Source organism: Desulfonatronum lacustre DSM 10312, assembly GCF_000519265.1.
Taxonomy (GTDB): domain Bacteria; phylum Desulfobacterota; class Desulfovibrionia; order Desulfovibrionales; family Desulfonatronaceae; genus Desulfonatronum; species Desulfonatronum lacustre.
Genome location: NZ_KI912608.1, coordinates 122,135 through 146,560, shown reverse-complemented (window position 1 = coordinate 146,560; position 24,426 = coordinate 122,135). Strand labels below are relative to the sequence as shown.

The following is a 24,426-nucleotide window of genomic DNA, read 5'->3' as shown; positions in this document are numbered from 1 at the left end:
TCACAGCAGCCCCTGGGCTTGAAAGCTGAAATAGTCGTGGTCCGTGACCACTATATGGTCTAAAACGCGAATGTCCATCTCCTGAGCCGCGCGTTGCATCTTTTTGGTCAACTCCTGGTCCTGGACCGAAGGCTTCGGATCTCCGCCGGGATGATTGTGAACCAGGATCAGCCCACTGGCCTGGTGCTGCAGAACCAAGCGCAGGATTTCCCGGGGATAGACCGGAGTCTGATCCACGGTACCCTGGCTGACCCGTTGCCAGTGAACCAGCCGGTTCTTGTTGTCCACCAGGGCCACCCAGAACTGCTCGGTCCGCTCCCGGCCAAGCCGGGCGATGGCGAAGTCCGCCACGATGCGGGGATGGCTGAACACTTCCCGGTCCTGGATCAAGCCTTCCTGGACCCGACTCCAAAACTCGCGCCAGACGCTCAGCAACACGTTCACGCTGGGGCTCATCCCCTGAACGTCCGCCAAGTCCTCTGGAGCGGCATGAAACAGTCCGCGCAGCGATCCGCACCGGGCCAGCAACGCCTTGGCCAGCTCCTTGGTGTCCCTCCGGGGCAAGGCGTAACCAAGCAGCAACTCCAGGACTTCATAGTCCGCCAAGCCCTGGGAACTCCTGGCAAGGCGATCTTTCAGTCGTTTTCGGTGTCCAATGTAGTGTTTATCCATGGCATATAGGCATGAATGGAGGGTGTGGCAACAAAAAAGGCCTCGTTGAACCGGAAAACGCCCTATAAATGCAAAAAAAGCAACAACAAACCGTCTCGTATCAGCAAAGCCCGAGAAAGCAAACTGGACTCGGGGCGGGCTTCACGGTTGATTGATGAAATTCCCAACGGGATAGAATCTGACCGTCACCGTGCTCGTGCTTGTGAAGGAGGCGGTTATGAGGCGGAGCAAAAGGATCGAGGGTCCGACTCAAGGGTGTGAGCCGGGGCGCTGGGAGAGGCTGGAGACGAGGTATTCTAGGATTTGGTCGGCTTGTTTGCGGCCGGATTTCAGATCGGATTCGGCTTGAAAGACCAGGTCGATGACCCGGGCGATGCCTTGCTCGCCCAACTGTGCGGCCAAACGTTTCTTTTCGCCCTTGATGTAGGGGGGCAGGTTGACGGCGCTGTCCTCGCCGGCGTTGAGCAGCCAGAGAATGCGCATCTCCCGTTGCAGCAGCCCCAGCACGGGCATCAGCATTCCAGAGTTGCTGATTTCCCGGTCCAGCAGCACGGTTTGCCAAACGTCCAGGTTGGCCGAGGATTGAAGCATCCCCCGGAGAAAGGCGAAGTTGTCCAGGGAGGTCGGTTCGCCGAACAGCCCCAGGTCCGAGGCTTCCACACGCCGCCGCTCGCCCAGGGCCAGCTCCAGTTTTTGCAGCTCGTTGCCGAACCGGGCCCCGTCCAGCGGCAACAACCCGGCCAGGGTCTCTTCCACGGACGGCGCGAACCCGACCCCGCGCCGCTTGGCCCAGGCCTTCAATTCGTTGCGCAGGGTCTGGGGCGTCATGCCCGGCGACTCCCAGACCCATTGCCTTTTCCGGGCCGCCTTGAAATAGGGCTGCTTGGCCAGAACTGCCGGCACAGCCGACTCCCTGCCCTTCCACTCCCCTTCCAGGCAGAAAAAGACCCACAAGTCCGGCTTGCCCTTACGCAAAAGCGGCTCCAAATCGGACCAGACCTTGACCGTCAGGACGTTGGCCCGCCGCAAAACCAAAACCCGCCCCTGACCCAGCAAGCTGAGCAGACCGGGCATGGACAGGGTGGTCCAGAAGCCCGATTCCAACGGCTCGTCAGCCCAATGCGTCGTCCGGCTCCACTCCCCACACCCGGCGGCCTGAACCCTGGCATGAATCTCCCGCTGGATCATCCAGGGGTCCGGACAGACGCAGAAAAAAAATGGAGGGCGGGACATGGCGTGGGTCACCAAGACGATCAGGAGGCTCTGACGAGCCTACAGAGTCGCGAAAACTGAGCCGTCAATCACTTCTTCGTGACGATGCTCAGCAGCTTGCCGGGGACGAAGACCATTTTGGCCACTTCGCGACCGGCCAGGTGTTTCTGAATGTTCTCGTTGGCCAGGGCTTGGGGTTGGACGTCTTCGGCCGCGGCGTCGGCGGGCACGGTGAGCTTGGAGCGGACCTTGCCGTCCACCTGGACCACGATGATCACTTCGTCCCGGACCAGGGCCTGGGGGTCGTGGGTCGGCCAGGCTTGGCCGGAGAGCAGGTCCGCGTGCCCGAGACGCTGCCAGAGTTCCTCGCACAAATGCGGCGTGACCGGCGAGAGCACGGCCAGGGTGGAAGCCACGGCCGAGGACAGCACGCGCCGCCCCGGCTCTGTTTTCCGCAGCACGTCCTTGGTCTGGTACAGGGTGTTCACCAGTTCCATGACCGCGGCGATGGCCGTGTTGAACTGAAACCGATCCGCGATGTCACCGGCCACCTTGACCACGGTGGCGTGCTCCTTGCGGCGCAGGGTCGCGGCCTCGGGCGCTCCCGCGGCTTGGACGTCCTCGTCGGTAGCCGAGCAGGGCACTGCGGCCAGGAGGTCCCCTTCCAAGTCCATCACCAGCCGCCACAGCCGATGGGTGAACCGCTGGGCGCCCTCGATCCCGGAGTCGCTCCAGTCCAGATCGCGTTCCGCCGGAGCGGCGAAGAGCAGAAACAGACGCACCGCGTCCGCGCCGTACCGCGCGGTCATTTCATCCGGGGAAACCACGTTGCCCTTGCTCTTGCTCATCTTGGCCCCGTCCTTGAGCACCATGCCCTGGGCCAAAAGCGCCTTGAACGGCTCGTCCATCCGGATATAGCCAAGGTCGCGCAGGGCTTTGACCCAGAACCGGGCATAGAGCAGGTGCAGGATGGCGTGCTCCACCCCACCGATGTACTGGTCCACCGGGCACCAGTAGTCCAGATCCTCGGCCCGAAATGCCTGGCCGTGTTCCCAGGGCGCGGTGTAGCGAAGAAAGTACCAGGAACTCTCGACAAAGGTGTCCATGGTGTCCGTTTCCCGCCGGGCCGGACCGCCGCACTGCGGGCAGACCGTGTTCACGAAGTCCGTTGCGTCGGGCAACGGGGAACGTCCGTCCGGGCGGACCTGCAAGTCCAGGGGCAATTCCACGGGCAGATTTTCCTCCCGTTCCGGAACCACGCCGCAGGCGTCGCAGTACATCACCGGAATAGGCGCGCCCCAATAGCGCTGACGGCTGATGTTCCAATCCCGCAGACGGTAGTTCACGGCCCGCTTGCCCATCTTATCGCGTTCCAAATGATCGGCGATGGCGATCTTGGCCTGCTCGTTGTCCAGGCCGGTAAAATCCCCGGAGTTGATCAGCGTCCCGGGCTCGGGCCGGGCCGCGTCCATGGTCGCGCCGTCCAGAGAAGATTCCCCGTGGGGCAGGATCACCGGCAGAACCTCCAGGCCGTACTTGCGAGCGAATTCGAAGTCGCGCTGGTCATGGGCCGGGACGGCCATCACCGCGCCGGTGCCGTAGCCCATGAGCACGAAGTTGGCCACCCAGATGGGCATGCGTTGCCCGGTGAAAGGGTTCAGGCAGTACCTACCGGTAAACACGCCCTCTTTTTCCAGATCCTCGGCCCCCCGGACCACCTTGTCCATGCTCCGAACCCGGTCGCAAAACGCGCGGACCTCGGCTTCTTGCGGCGTCCCGGCAATCAGCTCTTCCACCAGCGGATGCTCCGCGGCCAGGCTCATGAACGTGGCTCCGAACACCGTGTCCTGCCGGGTGGTGAACACCCGGACTGAGGCCGTCCCGTCCGAAGCGGGCTGTTCAAGAGGAAAAACGATCTCCGCGCCGATGGACTTGCCGATCCAGTTGCGCTGCATGCTCACCACGCGCTCCGGCCATCCGCCCTCCAACTCGTCCAGGTCCCGCAGCAATTCCTCGGCATAATCCGTAATCCGCAAGAACCACTGGGTCAGTTCCTTCTGGACCACCTGGGTATCGCAGCGCCAGCACAGGCCGTCCTCCACCTGCTCGTTGGCCAGCACCGTGTTACAGGAGTCGCACCAGTTCTGAGGCGCCTTGTGTCGGTAAGCCAGTCCTTTTTCCAGAAACTTGAGAAAAAAAAGCTGTTCCCAGCGATAGTAATTCGGCAGGCAGGTGGTCACCTCCCGCCGCCAGTCCAGGGAATAGCCCATGCGTTGCAGCTGGACGCGCATGGTGTCGATGTTCTCCATGGTCCACTTGGCCGGATGCACTCCGTGCTTGATGGCCGCGTTCTCCGCGGGCAGACCGAAGGCGTCCCAACCCATGGGGTGCAGAACGTTGAACCCCTGCATCCGCTTCAAACGGGCCACGGCGTCGCCGATGGAATACACACGGGCGTGACCAATATGAATCCGCCCCGAAGGATAGGGAAACATCTCCAGCACGTAGTACTTGGGACGAGAGGCGTCGCGTTCCGAATGAAACGCGCCCTGGTCCTCCCAGATGCGCTGCCATTTGACTTCCACCGTTTGCGGATCATACCGCTCCATCACCTTGTCCATATCCATCTCCCGTCGCCCCCGGGGCAATTTAGTTCTCGAAATAATGCGTAAGAAATCTATGGATCTCAAATCGAAATCGAAAAAAGCCTTTGATCAAAATATACTAGAGTGACTTTTTCATCATCGATTTCGATACCGATTTCGATTTTGATCTGGTCCCGCAGAATGTGAGCAAGAGAGTAATTTGTCCTGCCAGTCGCCCAAAACCTTACCGCCCATCAGACTTGCCCCCGTCCAGATCGTGCTCTGTGGCGAACCGGAGATGCGTGAACCGGGACTCCCAGTGGCGAACCGCTTGATAGACCAACCGGCGATGCTCACCCACGGCCAGATAGACCACAACGTCCGCCTGCAAATCACCGTGGTAGGTGCTCCAGAACGGTTCCCCCCAGCGCAGCAAGGCTCGATCCGTCGACAGGTCCAAGGTCCGTGCCAAGGATTCCACATCCAGACACCAGGGGTTCCAGGCCAGAACCACCAATTGCGACGCCATGCCCCTGGCCCAGTTTTCGACGTTTACAAGGTCCGGAGCGTACCAGGACAGGAGCCAGCGCGTCCGCCCAAGCGGATCGGGGGCGATTTCGACGTCGGCCGGCATGAACGAGACAGAGGATGCATCGCCGGGCAGGACGCGGACATGGCGAGCATGGTCGGGACAGCGGTCAGAACTGCTTACGAATCCCAAACTCACCATGGCTCACCGCCTTGGCCACGGCGTCGAGAATGCCGTTCACGAAAGGAAAGGACTGGTCGTCCGCGAACTCCTTGCTCAACTCCACGGCTTCGTTGATGCTCACCCGCAATGGGATCTCCGGTTCGTACAGCAATTCGTAAACGCCCAGCCGGAGAATGCTCAGTTCGGCCTTGGCGATCCGCTCGATCTTCCAGTGCTTGGAAAAACGCCGAATCAACGCGTCAATCTCGTCCAGCCGACCAAAAACGCCGGTCACCAAGCCTAGGCCGAATTCCTGATCCTCTGGAAGCGGCGTCTGTGATATCGTCTCTTTGGACGATCCGGCCCCGGCCTTTCCGACCTCACCCGGTCCGCTTCCTTCGTCCGACTCGTCGTCGTCCACGGGCAGGGCCCAAAACGCCCGCCGAATCTGCTCCGCATTTTCAAATTTCTGAAAACTCAGGGCAAAGACGCACTGCAAGGCCCGCCTGCGGGCCGCTCGTCGGTGTACTTTCGGGGTTTCCATGGTTTCTCGTTGGTATCTACTCAGCACATTTTGTATCCGCCCTTGCTCCGGCAATCGGAGTCGGGGTCGCTATCGGAATCAGAATCGGAACAGAAAAAATTTTGAACGTTTCCAAGCGTTTTCGATCCCGATCCCGATTCCGATACCGACACCGGCAACGGCACTACTCGGTGCTGAGTAGTTACTCTCGTTGATCCTCTTAGGGAGTTGGCGGGTCTCAATTTACCGTTTTTTACCTCGCCCGCATTTTTTGCTCCGCGAGAGTGGGCAGGAGGCATGTCAAAATGGTGGGACAGGCATCTTGCCTGTCAGTGCAGGCAGGATGCCTGCACCACGAAAATTCAGTAATAGCCATATCCCTTATCAGGCCAGATAAATCAGACCTGTTCCAGGACGCGAATCATTTCCAGGGCCGCGGCCGCGGCGTCCACGCCCTTGTTGCCGGCCTTGCTGCCGGCCCGTTCCACGGCCTGCTCCAGGGTGTCCGTGGTCAGGACGCCGAAGCCCACGGGGACCCCGGTGTCCAGCATCACCTGGGCCAAGCCCTTGGAAACCTCGGCCGAGACATAGTCGAAATGCGGGGTGGCTCCGCGAATCACCGCGCCCAGGCAGACGACGCCGTGAAAGCGTTTCGTCTCCGCCAGCCGCTTGGCTGCCAGGGGCATTTCATAGGCCCCGGGAATCCGGACCAGCGTGATGTCGCTCTTGGCCGCGCCGTGCCGAACCAGGTAGTCAACGGCTCCTCCCACGAGGCGGTCCACGATGAAGTCGTTGAACCGGCTGGCCAGAATCGCGAAACGCAGCCCGGTGGCGTCCAGACGGCCTTCAATGGTTTCAAGATGATGCATGGGCCTTCTCCTTGTCAGCTTTGAAATCCAGCATGTGTCCCATTTTTTCCTTCTTCGTCAGCAGATACTGCAAGTTCTGCTCGCAGGCCTGGACTTCCACCGGAACCCGTCCGGCAACTTCCAAACCGTAGCCCTCCAGGCCGACGATCTTTTTGGGATTGTTGGTCATCAACCGCATCTTGCTCACGCCCAGGTCCACGAGAATCTGCGCGCCGACCCCGTAGTCCCGCAGGTCCGGGGCAAAGCCCAGGTCCACGTTGGCTTCCACGGTGTCCCGACCGCTGTCCTGGAGGCAGTAGGCCTTGATCTTATTGGCCAGACCGATGCCGCGGCCTTCCTGGCGCATGTACAGAATCACTCCGTTGCCTTCCTCGGCGATGATCCGCATGGCCGCCTGAAGCTGGGGGCCGCAATCGCAGCGCAGGGAGCCGAAGACGTCCCCGGTCAGACACTGGCTGTGCACCCGGACCAGGACCGGTTCTTCCGGATTAATTTCGCCCTTGACCAAGGCCAAGTGGACACTGTTGTCCAAGTCGCTTTCATAGGCAAAAACCCGAAAGTCTCCTCCGTTGCAGGTGGGCAGATTGGCCTCGCCTACCCGGCGCACGGACAGGGAGTCGTGCTTCATCCGGTAGCGGATCAGATCGGCGATGGACGCGATCTTCATGTCGTGCTTGGCCGCGAATTCCTCCAGATCGGGCATCCGGGCCATGTTGCCGTCGTCGCGCATGATCTCGCAGATCACCGCCGCGGATTTCATGCCGGCCAGACGGGCCAAGTCCACGCTGCCCTCGGTCTGCCCGGCCCGGACAAGCACCCCGCCCTTCTTGGCCCGTAACGGAAAAACGTGTCCCGGGGAGACGATGTCCTCGGCCTTGGCGTCGTCGGCCACGGCGGTCAGAATCGTGGTGGCCCGGTCATAGGCCGAAATCCCCGTTGACACTCCGGCACGGGCCTCTATGGACACGGTGAAGGCCGTGCCGAACCGCGATTCGTTTCGGGAAGCCATCATAGGCAGATCCAGCTTTTCCACCAACTCCGGCTCCATGGCCAGACAAATCAATCCCCGGCCGTGAATGGCCATGAAATTGATGATCTCCGGGGTCACGCTCTGAGCCGCGATGGTCAGATCGCCCTCGTTCTCCCTGTTCTCGTCGTCCACCAGAATGATCATCCGCCCCTGGCGGATGTCCTCGATGGCCTCTTCGATGCTGCACAGTGCCATATTCAGTTCCTCTTTCCTTCGCCGGTCGTTAAAAGCCGTGTTCGCGCAAAAACGCCTCGCTGATCCCGCCGCCTCCGGTCATGGTCGTCCCCGAGGGACGCGACGACGTTCCGGCCCAAGGGCCCAGCATGCGCTGCACGTATTTACCGATCAGGTCGGTTTCCATATTCACGTCCCGGCCCGGCCGCCATTCGGAAATGGTCGTGTTTTGCCAGGTCTCCGGGATGATGTTCACTTCCAGAAATCCTTCGCCGCACTGATTGACCGTCAGGCTGATCCCGTCCAGGGTTACCGAGCCCTTGATCACCACCAAAGGAGAAAACTCCTCGGGATAAAGCAACCGAAACCAGCGGGACTGGCCCACTTGGCGCGTTTCTCCGACCCGGGCCAGACAGTCCACGTGGCCGCTGACCAGGTGCCCGCCCAGCCGGTCGCCCATTGCCAGGGCCCGTTCCAGGTTGACCCGCATCCCGGTCCGCAGGCCGCCCAAGTTCGTCAGCCGCAAGGTCTCGGCCGAGGCGAACACGGAAAACCGGTCCGGGGCGAACGTCTCCACGGTCAGACAGACGCCGTTGATAGCGATGCTCTCTCCGCGAACGTAGTCTCGGATCGGAGACTCCGGGCCAATCTCCAGGCGGGTTTCCCGATTGCCGCTTCCCTCGCCCTGGCGGCCCGTGACGCCCAGAACCTTGCCCGGTCCTTGAATCAGGCCGGTGAACATCCGCCCTCCTCACATGAAGCGTCTTGACCATGATCCAGTGTCGGTTCCGGACGCAGCACCAGCCGAAAATCTCCGTCAAGCTCTTGAACCCGGCTGGTCCGCCAGGACCACGCATCGGCCATTCGCGGAACCTCGGCCCCGGACAGCACAGGCACGGCCCGGGCGTCGCCCAGGGTCTTGGGTGCCAGAAACAACCACCATTCTCCCACGAGACCGGCGGTGATCAAATGCTGAGCCAAGCCCCCCCCGCCCTCGCACAGCACGTCCATCACGCCCAACTCGGAGCGCAGCCGGATCAGACAGGACTCCAGATCAACACGGTCGCCGGTTCCGGCTCCCCAGACACGTGCCCCAAGGGCGCGCAGCCGTTCAGCCGCCGTGCTTTGCGCCGCGGCCTCGGTGGTCCAGAAAATGGTTTCCCCAGGGCGCTCGCGCAACAGAAAAAAGTTTGTCGTGTTTGGCAGATTGGAGCCCACTACGATGGCCAGGGGTTGGGTCCGCGGGTCCGCCAGTTGGTCCGACGGACGGTCAGGCGGTCGGTTCGGCGGTCGATCAGCTTCGGAGAGCCGACAGGTCAGCCGGGGGTCATCCGCCCGGAACGTGCCCGCCCCGACCATCACGGCTCCGACCCGTTCCCGCAGAGCGTGGACTTTTTCCCGGGACCGGGCGTTGCTGATCCACTGAGAATCTCCGGAACGAGTGGCGATCCGACCGTCCAGGGTGCAGGCCAGCTTGAGATACAGGTAGGGAAGTGGTGAGTCGATCCAGGTCCGGAAGTCCGCGATCAGGTCCCGACAAGCCTGCTCAGCCACGCCGACGACCACCTGGACTCCGTTGTCCCGCAAAGAATCGATGCCGCCCCCGATCACCCTTGGATTGGGGTCCGCCGTACCCACCACGACCCGCCTAATACCGGCTTGAAGAATGGCCTGGGTGCAGGGAGGAGTACGCCCGGTATGATTGCAGGGTTCCAAGGTCACCCACAGGATGCACGCTTGAGGATTGATCCCTTGCCGCGCGGCGTCTTGCAAGACGTCCACCTCGGCATGGGGCAGCCCCGGTCCGCGATGATACCCCTGGGCCACGATCCGGCCGTCTTGGGTCAGCACCGCGCCGACACACGGATTGGGCGCGGTCCGGCCCTTGCCCCGCTCGGCCAGGGCCGCGGCCTGGAGCATGATTTTCTCGGCATCGTCAGGGAGAACAAAGCTGTTCAAAGCGCACTCCTGCCTCACGCAGCATGTTCACGGCCAAATCGTCGGGGTACCCCTGTTCGAAGAAGATCGCCTCAACGCCGCAGTTGATCAACATTTTGGTGCAGATCAGACACGGTTGGGTGGTGCAGTAAATCTGCGCGCCCTCCAGCCGAACCCCGTGGGTGGCGGCCTGGATAATTACGTTCTGCTCGGCGTGCAGGCCCCGGCACAGCTCATGCCGCTGGCCAGAGGGAATCCCCATCTGTTCCCGCAAACAGCCGATATCCAGGCAGTGTTCCAGCCCGGCCGGAGCGCCGTTGTATCCCGTAGCCAGGATCCGCTTGCCCTGCACGGCCAACGCCCCGACCTTGCGCCGCAGACAGGTGGATCGTTCGGCCACCAGTTTGGCGATACCCATGAAGTATTCCGGCCACGGCAGTCGCATCAGACGGTGTTTTCCTTGAATATCTTCAAGATTAAAGACAATATCCGAAAAAAAATGGATCAACTACCGATTTACCCAGCGAACAACGGAAACTGAGACGCGAAGGTCTGCACCTCGACCTCGATCCGCTGCAGTTCAGTGTCGTTGTCGCGCTGATCCAGGGCCTTCACGATCCACTCCACGACGCGGACCATGTGCTCTTCGGTCATGCCCCGCGTGGTCAAGGCCGGGGTGCCCAGGCGAATTCCGGAGGTCACGAACGGAGAGCGGGTCTCGAACGGAACCGTATTCTTGTTCACCGTAATCCCGGCCTTGTCCAGGGCGATCTCGGCATCCTTGCCCGTGATGTCCTTGTTGGTCAGGTCCATGAGCATCAGGTGGTTGTCCGTCCCCCCGGAAACCAGGGCGAATCCGGCGTCGGTCAGAGCCTTGGCCATGGCCTGGGCGTTCTTGATCACCTGTTGCTGGTACGTGGCGAACTCGGGGCGCAGGGCTTCGCCGAAGGCCACGGCCTTGGAGGCGATCACGTGCATCAACGGGCCGCCCTGAATTCCGGGAAAAATTTGGGAGTTCAAAAGCTTGCCGAACTCGTCCGTGGACAGGATCATCCCGCCGCGCGGTCCGCGCAATGTCTTGTGCGTTGTTGTGGTGATGAAGTGAGCACTGCCCACGGGCGAAGGATGCAGGTCCGCGGCGATCAGTCCGGCGATATGCGCCATGTCCACCATCAACTTGGCTCCAACCTCGTCGGCGATTTCCCGGAATTTTGGAAAATCGATCACCCGGGAATAGGCGCTGGCCCCGGCCACGATAACCTTGGGTCGGTGCTCCCGAGCCATGGTCCGGACTTGGTCGTAATCAATGGTCCCGGTTTCCTTGCTGACGCCATAAAAAACCACCTTGTACAACTTGCCGGAAAAATTCACCGGGCTGCCGTGGGTCAGGTGCCCGCCATGGGACAGGTCCATGCCCAGGATCACGTCCCCGGGCTGCAACGCCCCGAAATAAACCGCCATGTTGGCCTGAGAGCCGGAATGGGGTTGGACGTTGGCGTATTCAACCTTGAACAGTTGCTTGGCCCGCTCCTGAGCCAGCGTCTCGGCCATGTCCACGTATTCGCAGCCGCCGTAATAGCGCTTGCCCGGATACCCCTCGGCGTACTTGTGGGTCAGCACGCTGCCCATGGTCATGCGCACGGCCGGCGAGGTGAAATTTTCCGAGGCGATCAGTTCCAGCTTGTGCAGTTGCCGCAGTTCTTCCAGGCGCACAGCTTCGGCGATTTCCGGGTCGTGGCGGCGAAGTTCGTCAAGGTTCATGGCAGTTCTCCGAGGATTGAATTGACGATGGCGTCCTCCAGACTTCACGGAAAGCCGGGAGGATGCGCGAACGAAGGGGGGGCGGGTGGGAATGCGAATCGAATCCGCCCACCCGCCGCTTCAACTAACCGTCCCAGCGCTTGTACAGAATAGTGGCGTTGGTCCCGCCGAAACCGAAGGAATTGCAGAGTACGTATCGAATGTCGGCCTTTCTGGAGCCGTCGGAGACGTAGTCCAGATCGCATTCGGGATCCGGCTCGACCATGTTGATGGTCCCGGGAATCATGCCGTGGCGCAGAGTCAGGACCGAAAAAACGCTCTCCACCCCGCCGGCGGCGCCAAGCAGATGGCCGATCATGGACTTGTTGCCGGTGATGGCGATGGAAGCCGCATGCTTGCCGAAAACCTTCTTGATGGCCCGGGTCTCGGTGATGTCGTTGAGCTTGGTGGAGGTGCCGTGGGCGTTGATGTGGTCCACTTCCTCCGGAGCGATCCCGGCTTCGTCCAGGGCGGCCCGCATGGCCAGGGACATGCCGGAGCCGTCCTCGTCCGGGGCGGTGATATGAAAGGCGTCGCCCGAAGCGCCGTAACCCACCACCTCGGCCAGAATTTTCGCCCCACGGGCCTGGGCGTGTTCCAGGGTTTCCAGGAGCAGCAGGCCGCAGCCCTCGCCCATGACGAATCCGTCGCGATTGTTTTCAAAAGGCCTCGAAGCCAGTTGCGGTTCGTCGTTGCGGGTGGACAGGGCCTTGAGGGCGTTGAACCCGGCCATGGCCAAGGGCGTCAGGCAGGCTTCGGTCCCGCCGCAGATGGCAGCGTCCGCCCGACCCAGCAGCAGTTCGGAAAAGGCCGTGCCGATGGAATGCAGCCCCGAGGCGCAGGCCGAAGTGGTGACCAGATTGTTGCCTTTGGCCCCGGTAAAAATGGACACCTGCCCGGCAGCCATGTTGGCTATCAGGGACGGAATGAAGAACGGAGAAATTTTCCGCGGCCCGCTTTTGAGCATGGTGGTCTGGGAGCGCTCCAGGGCGTCCAGCCCGCCGATGCCGCATCCGATGATCGCTGCGGTGCGGTGGGCCCGGTCCTCGGGGATGGTCCAGTCGGCGTCCTCCAGGAGCATCTTGGCGGCGGCCACGGCGAACTGCGCAAACAGTTCCATCCGGCGGGTCTGTTTGACCGGCATGTATTTCTCCGGCTCAAACCCTTTGACCTCCCCGGCGATCTTGGTTGCGTGATCCGTGGCGTCGAAGCGGGTCAACGGGGCGATACCCGACTCCCCTTTGATCAACCTTTCCCAACTGGTCCGTGCGTCCACGCCCAAGGGCGTGACCGCCGAAAGACCGGTGACGACTACTCTCTTTCTGGACATGCTTCCACCTTGATTTGTCCGGCTGACGGGAAAAAAACGAGCGCCCCGTGATCGTGCCGAAGCGGATCACAAGACGCCCGAAACATCTGCAGGCTGCCTCGGAGAACCGGATCAGGCCACCTTGGACTGAATGTAGGCCAACGCGTCCTTGACCTTGGTCATTTTCTGAGCGTCTTCATCATCGATTTCAACGCCGAACTCCTCTTCCATGGCCATGATCAGTTCCGTCAGGTCCAGAGAGTCCGCGCCCAGGTCGTCGACAAAGGCTGCGTCCGGAGTCACTTGATCGGCGGAAACGCCGAGCTGATCGACGATGATTTTTTTGACCTTTTCTTCCATTGACATAATTGTTCTCCTCTCATCTGAAAAAAGTAAGTGGTTTGTTTGCTTCTTCCGCACCGTACCGCGGAATACAGTCCATGACGAACGTCGTCCTCTACATGTACATGCCGCCCGTCACGCCGATCACCTGTCCGGTGATGTACCCGGCGCTCTCGGACGCCAAAAAAGCAACGGTGTCGGCAATCTCCTCGGCTTGGCCGAAGCGGCGCATGGGAATCCGTTCCATGTAGACGTTTTGTATCTCTTCGGACAGGCCCGAGGTCATGTCCGTATCGATGAACCCGGGAGCAACGGCATTGACCGTGATCCCCCGCGAGGCCAACTCCTGGGCCGCGGACTTGGTCAGCCCGATCAGGCCGGCCTTGGACGCAGCGTAGTTGGCCTGCCCGGCGTTGCCCATCTGGCCGACCACCGAAGAGATGTTGATGATCCGTCCATAGCGCTGGCGAATCATGAGTTTGGCCGCCTCCTGGAGGCAGACGAAGCTTCCGGTCAGGTTGACGCGCAGAACCGCTTCCCAATCCGCCGGTTTCATCCGAATGATCAGGTTGTCCTTGGTCATCCCGGCGTTGTTCACCAGTACTTCCAGGCGAACCTTGTCCTTGACGTGCTCCTGAAAAAAAGCGGAAACCGCCTGAGCATCCCCCACGTCCAACCGAAACGCCTCGGCCTTGCCGCCGTGGGATTCGATGGCCCCCTGGACGGCCTCGGCCAATTCCGGCTTGCTGACATAGGTCAGGTAGACCTGATATCCGTCCTGGGCCAGCCGCAAAGCCGCGGACCGGCCAATCCCCCTGGAGGCCCCGGTGACCAGGGCGGTCTTGATCAATTCGCTCATGTCGTCAGTCCCGTCGTCTTGATATTCGAATCAGTATTGCAACAATGCCGCGGCCCAGTTCAGTCCGCCGCCGAAGGCCGTCAACATAACTTTGCTTCCCGGGGGAATCAATGCCTTTTCCCGGGCTTCGGCCAGGGCGAGGGGAATGGAGGCCGCCGAGGTGTTGCCGTATTTTTCGATGTTCACGAACACCTTGTCCATGGGAACGTCCAGTCGACCGGCCAGGGACTCGATGATCCGGATGTTGGCCTGGTGCGGAACGACCAGGTCGATGTCCGAAGGGGTCAGTCCGTTTTTTTCCAGTATCCGTTGACAGATGGCGGCCATGGAACGCACGGCGTGCTTGAAGATCTCCCGGCCCTGCATCTGAACGAAAAAATCCTCGGAAACGGTCTGGCCGAGCTTCATCGGGGTCGCCGACCCTCCGCCGCGAACCACCAACAGATCACTAAGCGACCCATCGCCGTCCAAGAGCACGTCCAGCACCTCCGCGCTGCCCGGGGAAGGCTTGCCCGTGACCACCGCCGCCCCGGCTCCGTCGCCGAACAGGACGCAGGTTCCGCGATCCTCCCAGTTCAGTCGGGAAGAAACCACTTCGCTGCCGACCACGAGGACCACGGCTTCGGGGTGTAGGGCGACAAAGGCCCGCGCGGTCTCCAAGGCGAACAGAAAACCGGTGCAGGCCGCCGATACGTCCATGGCCATGCCCCGGGGAATGCCCAGCTTTTCACGCAGGATGTACGCCGTGGAGGGAATGTAGGCGTCCGGAGAAAAGGTGGCCACCAGGACGTGGGTCACGTCCCGCGCGGAAATCTTGGCGTCCTCCAGAGCCCGCTTGGCGGCTTCGACGCCCAGCATGGAACAGGATTGTCCGGGCTCGGCGATCCGTCGCTCCTTGATTCCCGTCCGGCTGACGATCCATTCATCGTTGGTGTCCACCAACCCTTGCAGGTCGATGTTGGTCACGACCCGTTCAGGAACAAAGGCCCCAGTTCCGATAATATGTGCCGACATAGTCACGACCGCGCGCTGATGCGCGAAAAAAGTGAGAGGTAAGAAGACACGGAAAAAATGATCACGGGCTGAAACCGTCCGGAAGGATCTACAAAGGCCTTCAATTGACCACGCCGGGAGCTTGCCTGAACTCGTGCTCCGAGCCTTGGCGCACCGTAAAACCTTCGGCCGACGGCTGTCCCGACGGCTGTTCTGGGGTCTGCTCCGAGGTCTTCTCCAAGGACTTCTCAGGCACTCGGCTCAAAAGGCCCTGCCCGTTGCTCGACGACAAGGTTGTACCAGCCCGACTGAGCTGAACGATATCCCGATTCGCGGCCAGTTCTTCCGACAGATGGTCGTTGGAACGATTCCGCACGAAGGTCGCGGCCATGTGGATCGCGCTGCTCAAGGCCTTGGGGTTGGAAGCGCCGTGACAGACGATGCCGATGCCCTTCAGACCCAGCAGGGGAGCCCCGCCATATTCGGCGTAGTCGATGCGCCGGGAAAAACGCCGCAAGGCCCCCTTGGCGAACAGACACCCGCATTTGGACCAAAAACCGGCCATGAGTTCCCGCTTCAGCAACCGGCCAAGAGAAACGGCCAAGCCTTCGCTCAACTTCAAGACCACGTTGCCCACGAACCCGTCGCAGACCACCACGTCCACGTCTCCGGTGAACACGTCCCGGCCCTCGACGTTGCCCTTGAAGTTCAGGGAGGATTTGCGCAGCAGATCAAAGGCCAGCTTGACCTGGGAATTGCCCTTGCCCTCTTCCTCGCCGATGCTCATCAGGCCGACCCGCGGCTTGGGCACCCCCAGCACGGACCTGGCCAGAACATCGGCCATCAAGGCGAACTGCAAGAGGTTGTGCGGCTTGCAGTCCACGTTGGCACCCACGTCGATGAGCACCATGGGCTTTTTTTCCGTGGGCAGGATTCCGGCCAGGGCCGGTCGATCAATGCCGTCGATCCTGCCCAGAATGAACATGCCGCAAGCCAAGGTCGCTCCGGAATTTCCAGCGCTGACCACCCCGTCGGCCCGACCTTCCTTGACCAGCCGGAAAGCGACCTGCACCGAGCTGTTTTTTTTGCGGCGCAGGGCGTCCGAAGGCTTGTCCTGCATCTCGATGACCTGCTCGGCGTGCACCACCTCCACGTCGGCGTCCGTCGCCTTCGCGGCGGCCAGTTCCGCGCGGATATCCGGCTCACGACCCACCAGGATCACCCGGATGTCTTGCGTACGCAGCGCGTCCAGCGCACCGCGGATCACGACCGAGGGACCGAAATCGCCCCCCATGGCGTCCACGGCGATGCAGGGCTTATTTTGCGGCATCCGGCTCTTGGACGGCGATACGTTTCACACCCTTATAGGAGCCGCAAGCGGAACAAATCCGATGGGACAGCGCCAACTCGCCGCACTCGCAGTAAATGGGATTGGGGATGGCGACGACGTCGTGGGACCGACGCATGCCGCGCTTGGAACGAGAAGTTTTCTTCTTGGGAAGTGCCATGGAGGGTATCCTTGAAATGAATTAGGGGGTTATGGTTTATGAACTAAGGGTTTACGAAAGTTTCATGGAGCGAAACGCGGCAAGGCGAGGGTCGCTCCCAGAGGCGGCGCACCGACATTCGTCGAGATTCCTGTTCGCCCCGCATTCGGCGCAGATCCCGCGACACAAAACCGTACACAACGGCTTCTCCGGCAGGGCCAACTGGAACTGCTCCCAAAGGAATCCGGCCACGTCCAGGTAGTGCAGGCCATCCTTGGCCACCACCCACCAAACGTCGTTTGGGGCATCGCTCCGGGAGACGCCGCCGGGATAGGCCTCGAATTCGTGAAACTCGGCCGTCACGGGATAGGTGAATTCCTCGACGCATCGATCACAAGACAGAACCAGCGAACCGCGCAGTGTTCCTTCCACCGTGCAACCGTCAGCGTGCGGGACGACGCGGATCACCGCTGAAAACGGTTCGGCAATCCGATACGGCAGATGAAACTCCGCGATGGGGTCGGCCCAAATGCGCTGTTCATCAAAAGAAAACTCCCGGCCGTCGACCGGGAGATTCGTGGTCTCGACAAGCAGTTCAATCATCTCTCTCTCCCAAAAGGGGCTTCGTATCTCTTCCCTGGTCCGCATGTCAAGAAATCTCTTGCCAAAGAAACCAAGTCCGGCTAATACGTTCGATTCCGTTTTCGCGAATGCGCAGCGTCCGCGGCATGCTCCCCTGCACACAGCAAGGGAGCCACCGAGCGCCCCATTCAAATAAGAGAAGAGCGACAGGAACGGAAGCCGCGGCGCCGCATGTCGCCCTTCCTTCGATTCAACGTCCATCATGCGCTTCAGCTCCGCACCGAGCACATGGAGACGAGCACATGTCAACCTTTTGAGGAGTACGAATATGTCCCAAGTATGCGACATCTGCGGGAAACGTCCCCACACCGGAAACAGTGTCAGCCACGCCAACAACAAAACCAAGCGGCGTTTTATGCCCAACCTGCAGCAGGTCCGGACGCAAATGCCCAGCGGCGAAACCCGTCGCCTGAAGGTCTGCACCCGGTGCATCCGTTCCGATGCAGTGGTCAAGCCCGTTGCGCGGCAAGCAGCCGAAGCGTAATCTAATCGACGAACACTAAGACGTAAAAGGGCGACCCTCAGGGTCGCCCTTTTACGTCGCGTAGCGTTTTTTCAAGGCCACATCCGCGGCCTGATTACAAACCAGCTCCCTCTTGCTCCGCCCTGGCCAATCTCCGAAGCACGCGATCCTTCCCCAGGACTTCCATAATTTCATAAATCCCCGGACTTTTCGTCTTTCCGGTCAGCGCCACCCGCAAGGGCTGAGCCAAAACCTTGAACGCCACGCCCTGGTCTTCTAGATAGTTCTTGAACAGCGCCTCCAACTCCTGTTGCCCGAAGCTCGACGCCCCGGACAACAACTCGCGCAATCGACCGAAATGCTCCTTGGCCTCGGGCGTCAAAAACTTGTTCACAGCGGCCTGATCCATGGGCAAGGCCTCGTCCTCCACCACGAAAAATTCCGCCATTTCCGCCATTTCGACCATGGTCCCGGCCCGGGGCCGCAACAACGGAACAATGGAGCGCAAATACGCTTCGTCCGCTCCATCCAGGCCGCGCCCTGCCAGATGGTCGGTCAGATGGTCGGCCAAAAGAGCCGCCACCCGGTCCTCCGGTTCGCTCTTGATGTAGTGGTTGTTCAGCCAGAGCAGCTTGCTCTGATCAAAGACGCAGGCCGCGGACCCCAGATGATCCAGGCTGAAGTGCTCCAGCAGCTCTTCCAGGCTGAAAATTTCCTGATCCCCGTGGGACCAGCCCAGCCGGACCAGGTAGTTGACCATGGCCTCGGGCAGATAGCCCATGTCCCGGTAGGCCGTCACCGACGTGGCTCCGTGGCGTTTGCTCAGCTTTTTCTTGTCCGGCCCCAGGATCATGGGCACATGGGCGAACAGCGGCAGGTCACGGCCCAGGGCTTCGTACAGCAGGACCTGCTTGGGCGTGTTGCTTAAGTGGTCGTCGCCGCGGATGATGTGGGTCATGCCCATGGTCACGTCGTCCACCACCACGGCCAGGTTGTAGGTCGGCATGCCGTCAACCCGACGCAGGACCATGTCGTCCAACTGGGTGTTGGGCACCGCCACCGGCCCCTTGACCAAGTCCCGAAACCGGGTTTCCCCGTCCGTGGGCGTCTTGAACCGGACCACCCGACCCGGCCCGGCCTCCAATCCCTTATTCCGACACCGACCGTCGTACTTGGGCACCGCCCCGACGGCCCGGGCCGCGACGCGCATGGCCTCCACCTCTTCCGGAGTACAGGAACAGAAATAAGCGTGCCCGGCCTCCAACAACTGGTCAATATGCTGGTTGTACAAATCCACCCGTTGGCTCTGAAAGTACGGCCCTTCGTCCCAATCCAGCCCCAACCAGCGCATCCCGTCCAGAATGCCCTGGGTCATCTCTTCGGCGGATCTGGCCACGTCCGTGTCCTCGATCCGCAAAATGAACTTCCCGCCGTTCTTGCGCGCCCAAAGCCAGTTGAACAAAGCCGTGCGGGCCCCGCCCACATGGAGATGCCCGGTGGGGCTGGGCGGAAATCGCGTGATAATCTGGGTCATTGCCTGCTCCTTGTGAAAGTAAAAGCGGGCCGAAGCCCGCCGAAAATCCGGTTCTTCCGGTAGCCCGTTAAGCCGCCTGAACCGACGTGATCTCAGGCAGTTCCTTCAGGATAGTCTTTTCAACCGCATTTTTCAGCGTTACCTGCGACATGGGGCACCCTTTGCAGGCCCCCGTAAGGCGCACCGTGACCACGCCGTCCGTCGAGACGTCCACAAGCTCCACGTCTCCCCCGTCTCGTTGCAAATGCGGTCTGATCGTCTCCAGCACCGCCTGGACCTTTTCCCGCATCACGCTCTCCTTTTCTCCGCCCAGGGGCGGGCAAGTCGTCAACAAACTAGAAAAGATAGCGGTTGAACCCCAACCCGTCAAACTTACAAGGCCGACGCTCGCAGCAGTGCATCGACCCTCTCACGATGATGAATTGACGTTCCCCCGCCTTATCGTTTATTAACGATAAAGCAATTCGGGGAGCCTCATGACCGACGTTCAGATCATTGCCCAATGTTGCAAAGCCCTGGGCCACCCGGCCCGAGTGACCATCCTGCTCCACCTGTTGCAAGCAGACCGGTGCGTTTGCGGCGAACTCGTGAACATCCTCCCCTTGGCTCAATCCACGGTAAGCCAGCACCTGAAGCTGCTTAAGGACGCCGAGCTGATCCAGGGGGAAATCGACGGGCCACGCATTTGCTACTGCGTGGACAAATCACGCCTGACTCTGTTCAAGAACCTCATCGCCAAGCTGGAAGCGTCATGAAACCATTACAGCCCTTTCCCATGGCCCCGCCCTTGCCCGCTACCCCGACTCCGGGTCTTTCCCCCGCCACCGGGCCAAGCCCCGATTCAGGCGCCGCACCGTGCTGAGGCCCGCCTCCGGCCCCCGGTGCGGGGGCCGACGATCTGCCGGGCTATCGCATCGAACCCTATGTGGACGGGTTCATCACCACCCCGCCGGGGCGCGTTCCCCGCGTCAGAACGTGTCCAACATTGTGGGACCGCCTCGGCGACTGCCGGGCCCGGTTGGGACTGGATCGCAACAACTATACCGTCAATCCGGGGCTCTACGCCGTCGGCGCCCCGTCCCCAGACGCCCCGGTCGTGGTCACGGCCAACTACAAGCTGACCTTCGACACGGTCCGCTTCGCCCTGCATGGGCGGAACGCTTGGTTGCTGGTGGCGGACACCCGTGGCATCAATGTCTGGTGCGCCGGGGGCAAGGGCTCCTTCAACGCCGAAGCCGTGGCCGTCCAGGTCCGCAAGGCCGGCCTGGACCGCGTCGTGTCCCATCGCCGCCTGATTCTGCCCCAACTGGCCGCCAACGGCGTCCGGCTCCGGGACGTGCGCAAGGCCACGGGATTCGAAGCCGTCCTGGGACCGATCCGGGCCGAAGATCTGCCGCGTTTTCTGGATCAGGGTCCCGACGAGGCCATGCGGGAAATCACCTTTACCTTTAGGGAACGGCTTGCCGTGGTACCCGTTGAGCTGGTCCTGGGCTGGAAAATGATTCTCGCGGTCCTGGCCGCGGCGGCGGTGCTGGGCCTCATTGGGACGGAGTTTGCCCCTGGGGCCGTTTTCCAGCGCTGGGCCGTAGCCGCGACGGCCACCCTTTTCGGCCTGCTGGGCGGAACGGTGGCCTTTCCGTTGCTGCTGCCCCGGCTGCCCACCCGCCTCTTTTCCCTGGCCGGAGCCGGCCTGGGACTGATCCCGGCCCTGGCCCTGCCGTTGCTCTTCCCGACTCCGGCCTGGCCCGTCCTGGCGGGAGCGGGGTTGTGGACCATGACCCTGTCTGCCTGGACGGCCCTGAACTTCACCGGCTCCACGCCCTACACGTCGCCCTCCGGCGTGGAAAAGGAAATGCGGGCGGCCATCCCCATCCTCGCCGGGTCCACTGTGGTGTCCGTGATCTGCTTTATCTGGGGAAACCTTCAGTGAGGACGCATGCCATGAAACAATTCCGTCATCTGCAAAACGTGGCCACCTTGGCCTATGATCAGGAAAAGTGCGTGGGATGCGGCCTCTGCGTCGCAGTCTGCCCGCACCGCGTCTTTACGCTGAAAAACGACAAAGCCCACGTCCAGGACCGCGAAGCCTGCATGGAGTGCGGGGCCTGCGCCCTGAACTGCCCCACCGAAGCCATGAGCGTGACGCCCGGCGTCGGCTGCGCCGCCTACATCATCCAGACATGGCTTCCGAAGAGCAGCGCTCCTCAATGCTGTTAAAACGCCGCGACACGCGGCCTCTTCTTCCGAAACAGCCGTGACTCATCCCTCTGAAACCAAAACCCTCTATCCCTGACGACGAGAAAATGCCCCCCGTACCCCACCACCCCACAGCCGACGTGGCCCTCCTGACCGAGAGCCGCTACGCATACAATGACGCGGCCCCGGACGACTGGTATCTGCGCAACATCCTGCGTGACGACGAGTTGCTGCAAAACGCCCTCGCGGCACTCGGACTTTCCTCGGTCCGCCTGGACTGGGCCGCTTCGGACGTGGATTGGTCGGCTTTTCGCTGCGCCGTCTTCCGGACCACTTGGGACTACTTTGATCGGATAGTCGAATTCAGTGCATGGTTGCGCCGCGTCCAAACCCAGACCCGGCTGTGCAACGCCCCGGAAACCATCTGGTGGAACCTGGACAAACACTATCTCGCGGACTTGCAGGCCCGAGGCGTTCCGGTGGTCCCGTTCCGGCTTCTCGAACCCGACGCCCCCCAGAGTCTGCGCGAATTGCTCGAAGTCGCCGGATGGGAGGAGGCCGTGCTCAAACCCTGCGTTTCCGGCGGCGCCCGCCACACCTACCGGGTCCATCGCGACGACGCCGACGCGCTTCAGGAGCAGGTCCGTCCGCTCCTCGTCGCCGAGGCCTTCCTGCTCCAGCCGTTCATCCACGACGTGATCCAAACCGGGGAGGACACGGTGATGGTCGTCAACGGCCGCGTCACCCACGCCGTGCGCAAGGTTCCCAAGGCCGGAGACTTCCGGGTCCAGGACGACCACGGCGGCACGGTCCACCACCTCGAACCGACACGAGAGCACGTGGAACTGGCCCAACGCGCCATGGCCGCCTGCGAACCGGCCCCGAGCTACGGACGAGTGGACATGGTCCGGGACGAACACGGAAAGCTGGCGGTCATGGAACTGGAACTCATCGAACCCGAACTTTGGCTGCGCGAACACCTTCCAGCTGCAGAGGAATTCGCCCAAGCTATCGCCCAGGTCGTTGCCGACCCGCTTTTGAAAACACGCCGTAACGACAGAGAGAGCCCAGTCGTATGAATGAACAAGACCTTGAAACCATCGAGCGGATCATGTCCGAAATTGAGTGTCCAAAAGAATTCCGATGCAAGCAGCAAGATTTCGAAGATCTCTGCGAAGCCCGAGATTTCGGGCTGGACGGCTATATCAAGTGCCGTGAGGATACTCCCCTGGATTGCGCGTTCGCCCTGTCCTTCGGGCACGACTACTTCTGCCGCTGCCCACTGCGTGTTTTCCTGGCCAAGAAACTCAAGAAATAATCAATAGTTGCCAACAACTTTGAAATCAGATAAGAGCGTCTCCGTTCCGTTGCCCCTGGAGGATCCTTGAGAAAAGCCTTGCATCGCAAGGCCACCTGGTTTTCTCCCTATCATGGCAAAACTAAGGGTTTCGACCGCAAGGCCGAAACCCTTTTTGTTTGTTTCCACGGCCCTTGCCCGTTTTCGTTCAACCGTTCATACGGAATCCATCACCATCATGTCTGTCCGCCTCGCTCCCAAAAAGACCCAGTCCCTTTTGCCCACGGACATTCTGTTCCAGTCCGACTACTGGGCTCATGTTAAATCCCGCCTGGGATGTAGGCCGGTGGCCTTCGACATCCTTACCCCAGAGCCGACTTCCAACCCGGCCCAAGACAATCGCGGCGACGTCCTGGTCCTGCTCCAGCCCGTGGGTCGGGATAGCCTGGGAGCCTTCGTGCCCCAGGGGCCGGAGCACGCTCCGCCCGGGGATCATCGTGGCCAGTACCTCGAAGAACTTTCCGAAGCGCTGATCCGCCATCTGGACCCTTCCGTGGCCTTCATCCGTTACGACCTGCCCTGGGAGTCCCGGTACGCCGGGGAAATGCACGCCAAAAGCTGGAGCGCCTTTCCGGAACCGCGCATCCGGGAAATGCGCATGAACATCGGCACCAGGCACTGGAACCTGCGCAAGGCGGAAATGGACATGACCGTGGCCAGTTCCCTGGTCGTGGACATCAGTCGTCCGGAAGAGGAGATTCTGGCCGGGATGAAGGCGAAGACCCGCTACAATATCGGGCTGGCCCGGCGCAAGGGCGTCGTCGTAACCCCGGCCTCCATGGACAAGCTGCCCTCATTTTATGACCTGTACCGCCAGACCGCCAAACGTAACGGCTTTCCCTCCTGCGATTATCGCCACTTCGCGGCTCTGTTCCAGGCCCACGCCCTAAAATCCAACACTTCGGAGTTGCATTTCCTGTTGGCCGGGCATGAAAGCGACCTGCTGGCCGGAGCGATCGTCGCTCTTTCCGGGAGCAACGCCGTTTTCCTGCACGGTGCCTCCTCCACGGCCAACAGAACGTTCATGGGTTCCTACGCCCTGCACTGGGCCGCCATGCGGCTGGCCAGAAGCCGAGGTTGCACCCGCTACGATATGGGAGCGGTCTCGCCCGGGGCCGCGCCGGACCATCCTTTTTACGGACTGTTCCGCTTCAAGACCGGATTCGGCGGGACCATCGAACTGCGTAGCGGCTCCTGGGACTATCCGCTGAACGAAGACGTCTACAACGCGTATCGCAACGCGGACTCGCTTTCCAGGGACAGCGGTCTATAACCGCCTGGCTCCATTCACGCACTCTTCCCTCCATCACGAAAAAATGCCCGCGCCCTGGAACGGTATCCGTTCCAGGGCGCGGGCATTGTTACCGCATGGACCACGACAAGTTATGTCGCCGTTTCCGGTGAAATCCAGCCGGCGAAATTGCTCGTCAAAAACGTTTCGCGGAGACCAAGTCCCATCATAAGACCAACGCCGCGTAAATATCCATCACTCCAAACAACGCGAAAAGGCCGATGCCGATTATCCATGCTTCGACGGAGAGAGCGAATTTTCTGAAAATGAACATGGCGGGAAACCTCTTGGAATGGATTCTAAATCAGAGCCTCATGCCTTCTCTTCTTTTCCCTGCCTTTGGCCACGCCGTCAAGTCCTGGCTTCGCGTTGCTTTCGTTCCCGCAACCAGGGTTCGGAATTGTGAACGCGATCCGAGCCCGTGACATTCGCCTTGTCCCTGGGTAGTTTTTTGGGAAA

27 protein-coding genes are annotated in these 24,426 nt (G+C 61.2%); 7 read left to right on the top strand and 20 right to left on the bottom strand.

Annotated features, from left to right (window positions below; translation table 11 throughout):
* From radC to DESLA_RS23070, 18 genes are all read right to left on the bottom strand, one after another.
* On the bottom strand, window positions 1-672 hold the full coding sequence (radC, locus tag DESLA_RS0100740; RefSeq protein WP_028570994.1) for a RadC family protein: 672 nt from the start codon (window positions 670-672) through the stop codon (window positions 1-3).
* 249 nt (window positions 673-921) lie between these two features.
* Window positions 922-1,905: a DNA polymerase III subunit delta gene (locus DESLA_RS0100735; protein ID WP_156932818.1), complete on the bottom strand. Its 984-nt coding sequence runs from the start codon at window positions 1,903-1,905 to the stop codon at window positions 922-924.
* 68 nt (window positions 1,906-1,973) lie between these two features.
* Window positions 1,974-4,493 carry a leucine--tRNA ligase gene (gene leuS, locus DESLA_RS0100730; RefSeq protein ID WP_028570992.1) on the bottom strand — a complete coding sequence of 840 codons (2,520 nt, stop codon included), beginning with the start codon at window positions 4,491-4,493 and terminating at the stop codon, window positions 1,974-1,976.
* A gap of 220 nt (window positions 4,494-4,713) precedes the next feature.
* Window positions 4,714-5,199 (bottom strand): hypothetical protein, encoded by a 486-nt coding sequence (locus tag DESLA_RS0100725; protein ID WP_156932817.1) that lies wholly within the window; start codon window positions 5,197-5,199, stop codon window positions 4,714-4,716.
* Window positions 5,168-5,704 (bottom strand): transcription antitermination factor NusB, encoded by a 537-nt coding sequence (nusB, locus tag DESLA_RS0100720; RefSeq protein WP_035261147.1) that lies wholly within the window; start codon window positions 5,702-5,704, stop codon window positions 5,168-5,170. The genes DESLA_RS0100725 and nusB overlap by 32 nt, the downstream gene beginning before the upstream one ends.
* A 377-nt stretch (window positions 5,705-6,081) precedes the next feature.
* Entirely contained in the window at window positions 6,082-6,552 is a 471-nt protein-coding gene (ribH, locus tag DESLA_RS0100715; RefSeq protein WP_028570989.1) for a 6,7-dimethyl-8-ribityllumazine synthase, read from the bottom strand.
* Window positions 6,539-7,777, bottom strand: a complete 1,239-nt coding sequence (locus DESLA_RS0100710; protein WP_028570988.1) for a bifunctional 3,4-dihydroxy-2-butanone-4-phosphate synthase/GTP cyclohydrolase II — start codon at window positions 7,775-7,777, stop codon at window positions 6,539-6,541. The genes ribH and DESLA_RS0100710 overlap by 14 nt, the downstream gene beginning before the upstream one ends.
* Window positions 7,778-7,805: 28 nt before the next feature.
* Window positions 7,806-8,498 carry a riboflavin synthase gene (locus tag DESLA_RS0100705; RefSeq protein WP_028570987.1) on the bottom strand — a complete coding sequence of 231 codons (693 nt, stop codon included), beginning with the start codon at window positions 8,496-8,498 and terminating at the stop codon, window positions 7,806-7,808.
* Window positions 8,483-9,715: a bifunctional diaminohydroxyphosphoribosylaminopyrimidine deaminase/5-amino-6-(5-phosphoribosylamino)uracil reductase RibD gene (ribD, locus tag DESLA_RS0100700; RefSeq protein WP_156932816.1), complete on the bottom strand. Its 1,233-nt coding sequence runs from the start codon at window positions 9,713-9,715 to the stop codon at window positions 8,483-8,485. The genes DESLA_RS0100705 and ribD overlap by 16 nt, the downstream gene beginning before the upstream one ends.
* Window positions 9,693-10,139: a deoxycytidylate deaminase gene (locus DESLA_RS0100695; RefSeq protein WP_035261146.1), complete on the bottom strand. Its 447-nt coding sequence runs from the start codon at window positions 10,137-10,139 to the stop codon at window positions 9,693-9,695. Before DESLA_RS0100695 ends, ribD begins: the two co-directional genes overlap by 23 nt.
* A 71-nt stretch (window positions 10,140-10,210) precedes the next feature.
* Window positions 10,211-11,455: a serine hydroxymethyltransferase gene (gene glyA, locus DESLA_RS0100690; protein ID WP_028570984.1), complete on the bottom strand. Its 1,245-nt coding sequence runs from the start codon at window positions 11,453-11,455 to the stop codon at window positions 10,211-10,213.
* Between the two features lie 124 nt (window positions 11,456-11,579).
* On the bottom strand, window positions 11,580-12,824 hold the full coding sequence (gene fabF / locus DESLA_RS0100685) for a beta-ketoacyl-ACP synthase II (RefSeq protein WP_028570983.1): 1,245 nt from the start codon (window positions 12,822-12,824) through the stop codon (window positions 11,580-11,582).
* Between the two features lie 111 nt (window positions 12,825-12,935).
* Entirely contained in the window at window positions 12,936-13,169 is a 234-nt protein-coding gene (acpP, locus tag DESLA_RS0100680; RefSeq protein ID WP_028570982.1) for an acyl carrier protein, read from the bottom strand.
* Window positions 13,170-13,260: 91 nt separating this feature from the next.
* A complete protein-coding gene (gene fabG, locus DESLA_RS0100675) occupies window positions 13,261-14,004 on the bottom strand; it encodes a 3-oxoacyl-[acyl-carrier-protein] reductase (RefSeq protein WP_028570981.1) in 744 nt (247 codons plus the stop codon).
* Between the two features lie 30 nt (window positions 14,005-14,034).
* The gene (locus DESLA_RS0100670) at window positions 14,035-15,018 is read right to left on the bottom strand and encodes a beta-ketoacyl-ACP synthase III (protein WP_028570980.1); all 984 of its coding nucleotides are present in this window, start codon (window positions 15,016-15,018) and stop codon (window positions 14,035-14,037) included.
* A 100-nt stretch (window positions 15,019-15,118) separates the two neighbouring features.
* Window positions 15,119-16,327 (bottom strand): phosphate acyltransferase PlsX, encoded by a 1,209-nt coding sequence (gene plsX / locus DESLA_RS17880; protein WP_084031782.1) that lies wholly within the window; start codon window positions 16,325-16,327, stop codon window positions 15,119-15,121.
* Window positions 16,314-16,505 (bottom strand): 50S ribosomal protein L32, encoded by a 192-nt coding sequence (gene rpmF, locus DESLA_RS0100660; RefSeq protein WP_028570979.1) that lies wholly within the window; start codon window positions 16,503-16,505, stop codon window positions 16,314-16,316. Before rpmF ends, plsX begins: the two co-directional genes overlap by 14 nt.
* 51 nt (window positions 16,506-16,556) lie before the next feature.
* On the bottom strand, window positions 16,557-17,087 hold the full coding sequence (locus DESLA_RS23070; RefSeq protein ID WP_028570978.1) for a YceD family protein: 531 nt from the start codon (window positions 17,085-17,087) through the stop codon (window positions 16,557-16,559).
* A 307-nt stretch (window positions 17,088-17,394) separates the two neighbouring features.
* On the opposite strand from DESLA_RS23070, the gene rpmB reads away from it, so the two are divergent.
* Window positions 17,395-17,610: a 50S ribosomal protein L28 gene (rpmB, locus tag DESLA_RS0100650; protein WP_028570977.1), complete on the top strand. Its 216-nt coding sequence runs from the start codon at window positions 17,395-17,397 to the stop codon at window positions 17,608-17,610.
* A 94-nt stretch (window positions 17,611-17,704) separates the two neighbouring features.
* Here rpmB and gltX read toward each other — a convergent pair whose 3' ends face one another.
* Both gltX and DESLA_RS0100640 read right to left on the bottom strand, forming a co-directional pair.
* Window positions 17,705-19,123 carry a glutamate--tRNA ligase gene (gltX, locus tag DESLA_RS0100645; protein ID WP_028570976.1) on the bottom strand — a complete coding sequence of 473 codons (1,419 nt, stop codon included), beginning with the start codon at window positions 19,121-19,123 and terminating at the stop codon, window positions 17,705-17,707.
* Between the two features lie 67 nt (window positions 19,124-19,190).
* The gene (locus DESLA_RS0100640) at window positions 19,191-19,412 is read right to left on the bottom strand and encodes a NifU family protein (RefSeq protein ID WP_028570975.1); all 222 of its coding nucleotides are present in this window, start codon (window positions 19,410-19,412) and stop codon (window positions 19,191-19,193) included.
* A 187-nt stretch (window positions 19,413-19,599) separates the two neighbouring features.
* Between DESLA_RS0100640 and DESLA_RS0100635 the strand changes: the two genes are divergently transcribed.
* The 6 genes from DESLA_RS0100635 (at window position 19,600) to DESLA_RS0100610 (ending at window position 23,949) form a co-directional block, all read left to right on the top strand.
* On the top strand, window positions 19,600-19,878 hold the full coding sequence (locus DESLA_RS0100635) for an ArsR/SmtB family transcription factor (protein ID WP_028570974.1): 279 nt from the start codon (window positions 19,600-19,602) through the stop codon (window positions 19,876-19,878).
* Entirely contained in the window at window positions 19,875-21,053 is a 1,179-nt protein-coding gene (gene hgcA / locus DESLA_RS0100630) for a mercury methylation corrinoid protein HgcA (RefSeq protein WP_281172377.1), read from the top strand. Before DESLA_RS0100635 ends, hgcA begins: the two co-directional genes overlap by 4 nt.
* An 11-nt stretch (window positions 21,054-21,064) precedes the next feature.
* Window positions 21,065-21,340 (top strand): mercury methylation ferredoxin HgcB, encoded by a 276-nt coding sequence (gene hgcB / locus DESLA_RS0100625; protein ID WP_028570972.1) that lies wholly within the window; start codon window positions 21,065-21,067, stop codon window positions 21,338-21,340.
* A gap of 86 nt (window positions 21,341-21,426) precedes the next feature.
* The gene (locus tag DESLA_RS0100620) at window positions 21,427-22,398 is read left to right on the top strand and encodes an ATP-grasp domain-containing protein (RefSeq protein ID WP_028570971.1); all 972 of its coding nucleotides are present in this window, start codon (window positions 21,427-21,429) and stop codon (window positions 22,396-22,398) included.
* Between the two features lie 32 nt (window positions 22,399-22,430).
* Window positions 22,431-22,637, top strand: coding sequence for a hypothetical protein (locus tag DESLA_RS0100615; RefSeq protein ID WP_156932814.1), 207 nt, complete (start codon window positions 22,431-22,433; stop codon window positions 22,635-22,637).
* 217 nt (window positions 22,638-22,854) lie between these two features.
* The gene (locus DESLA_RS0100610) at window positions 22,855-23,949 is read left to right on the top strand and encodes a lipid II:glycine glycyltransferase FemX (protein WP_028570969.1); all 1,095 of its coding nucleotides are present in this window, start codon (window positions 22,855-22,857) and stop codon (window positions 23,947-23,949) included.
* Window positions 23,950-24,426: the final 477 nt, after the last annotated feature.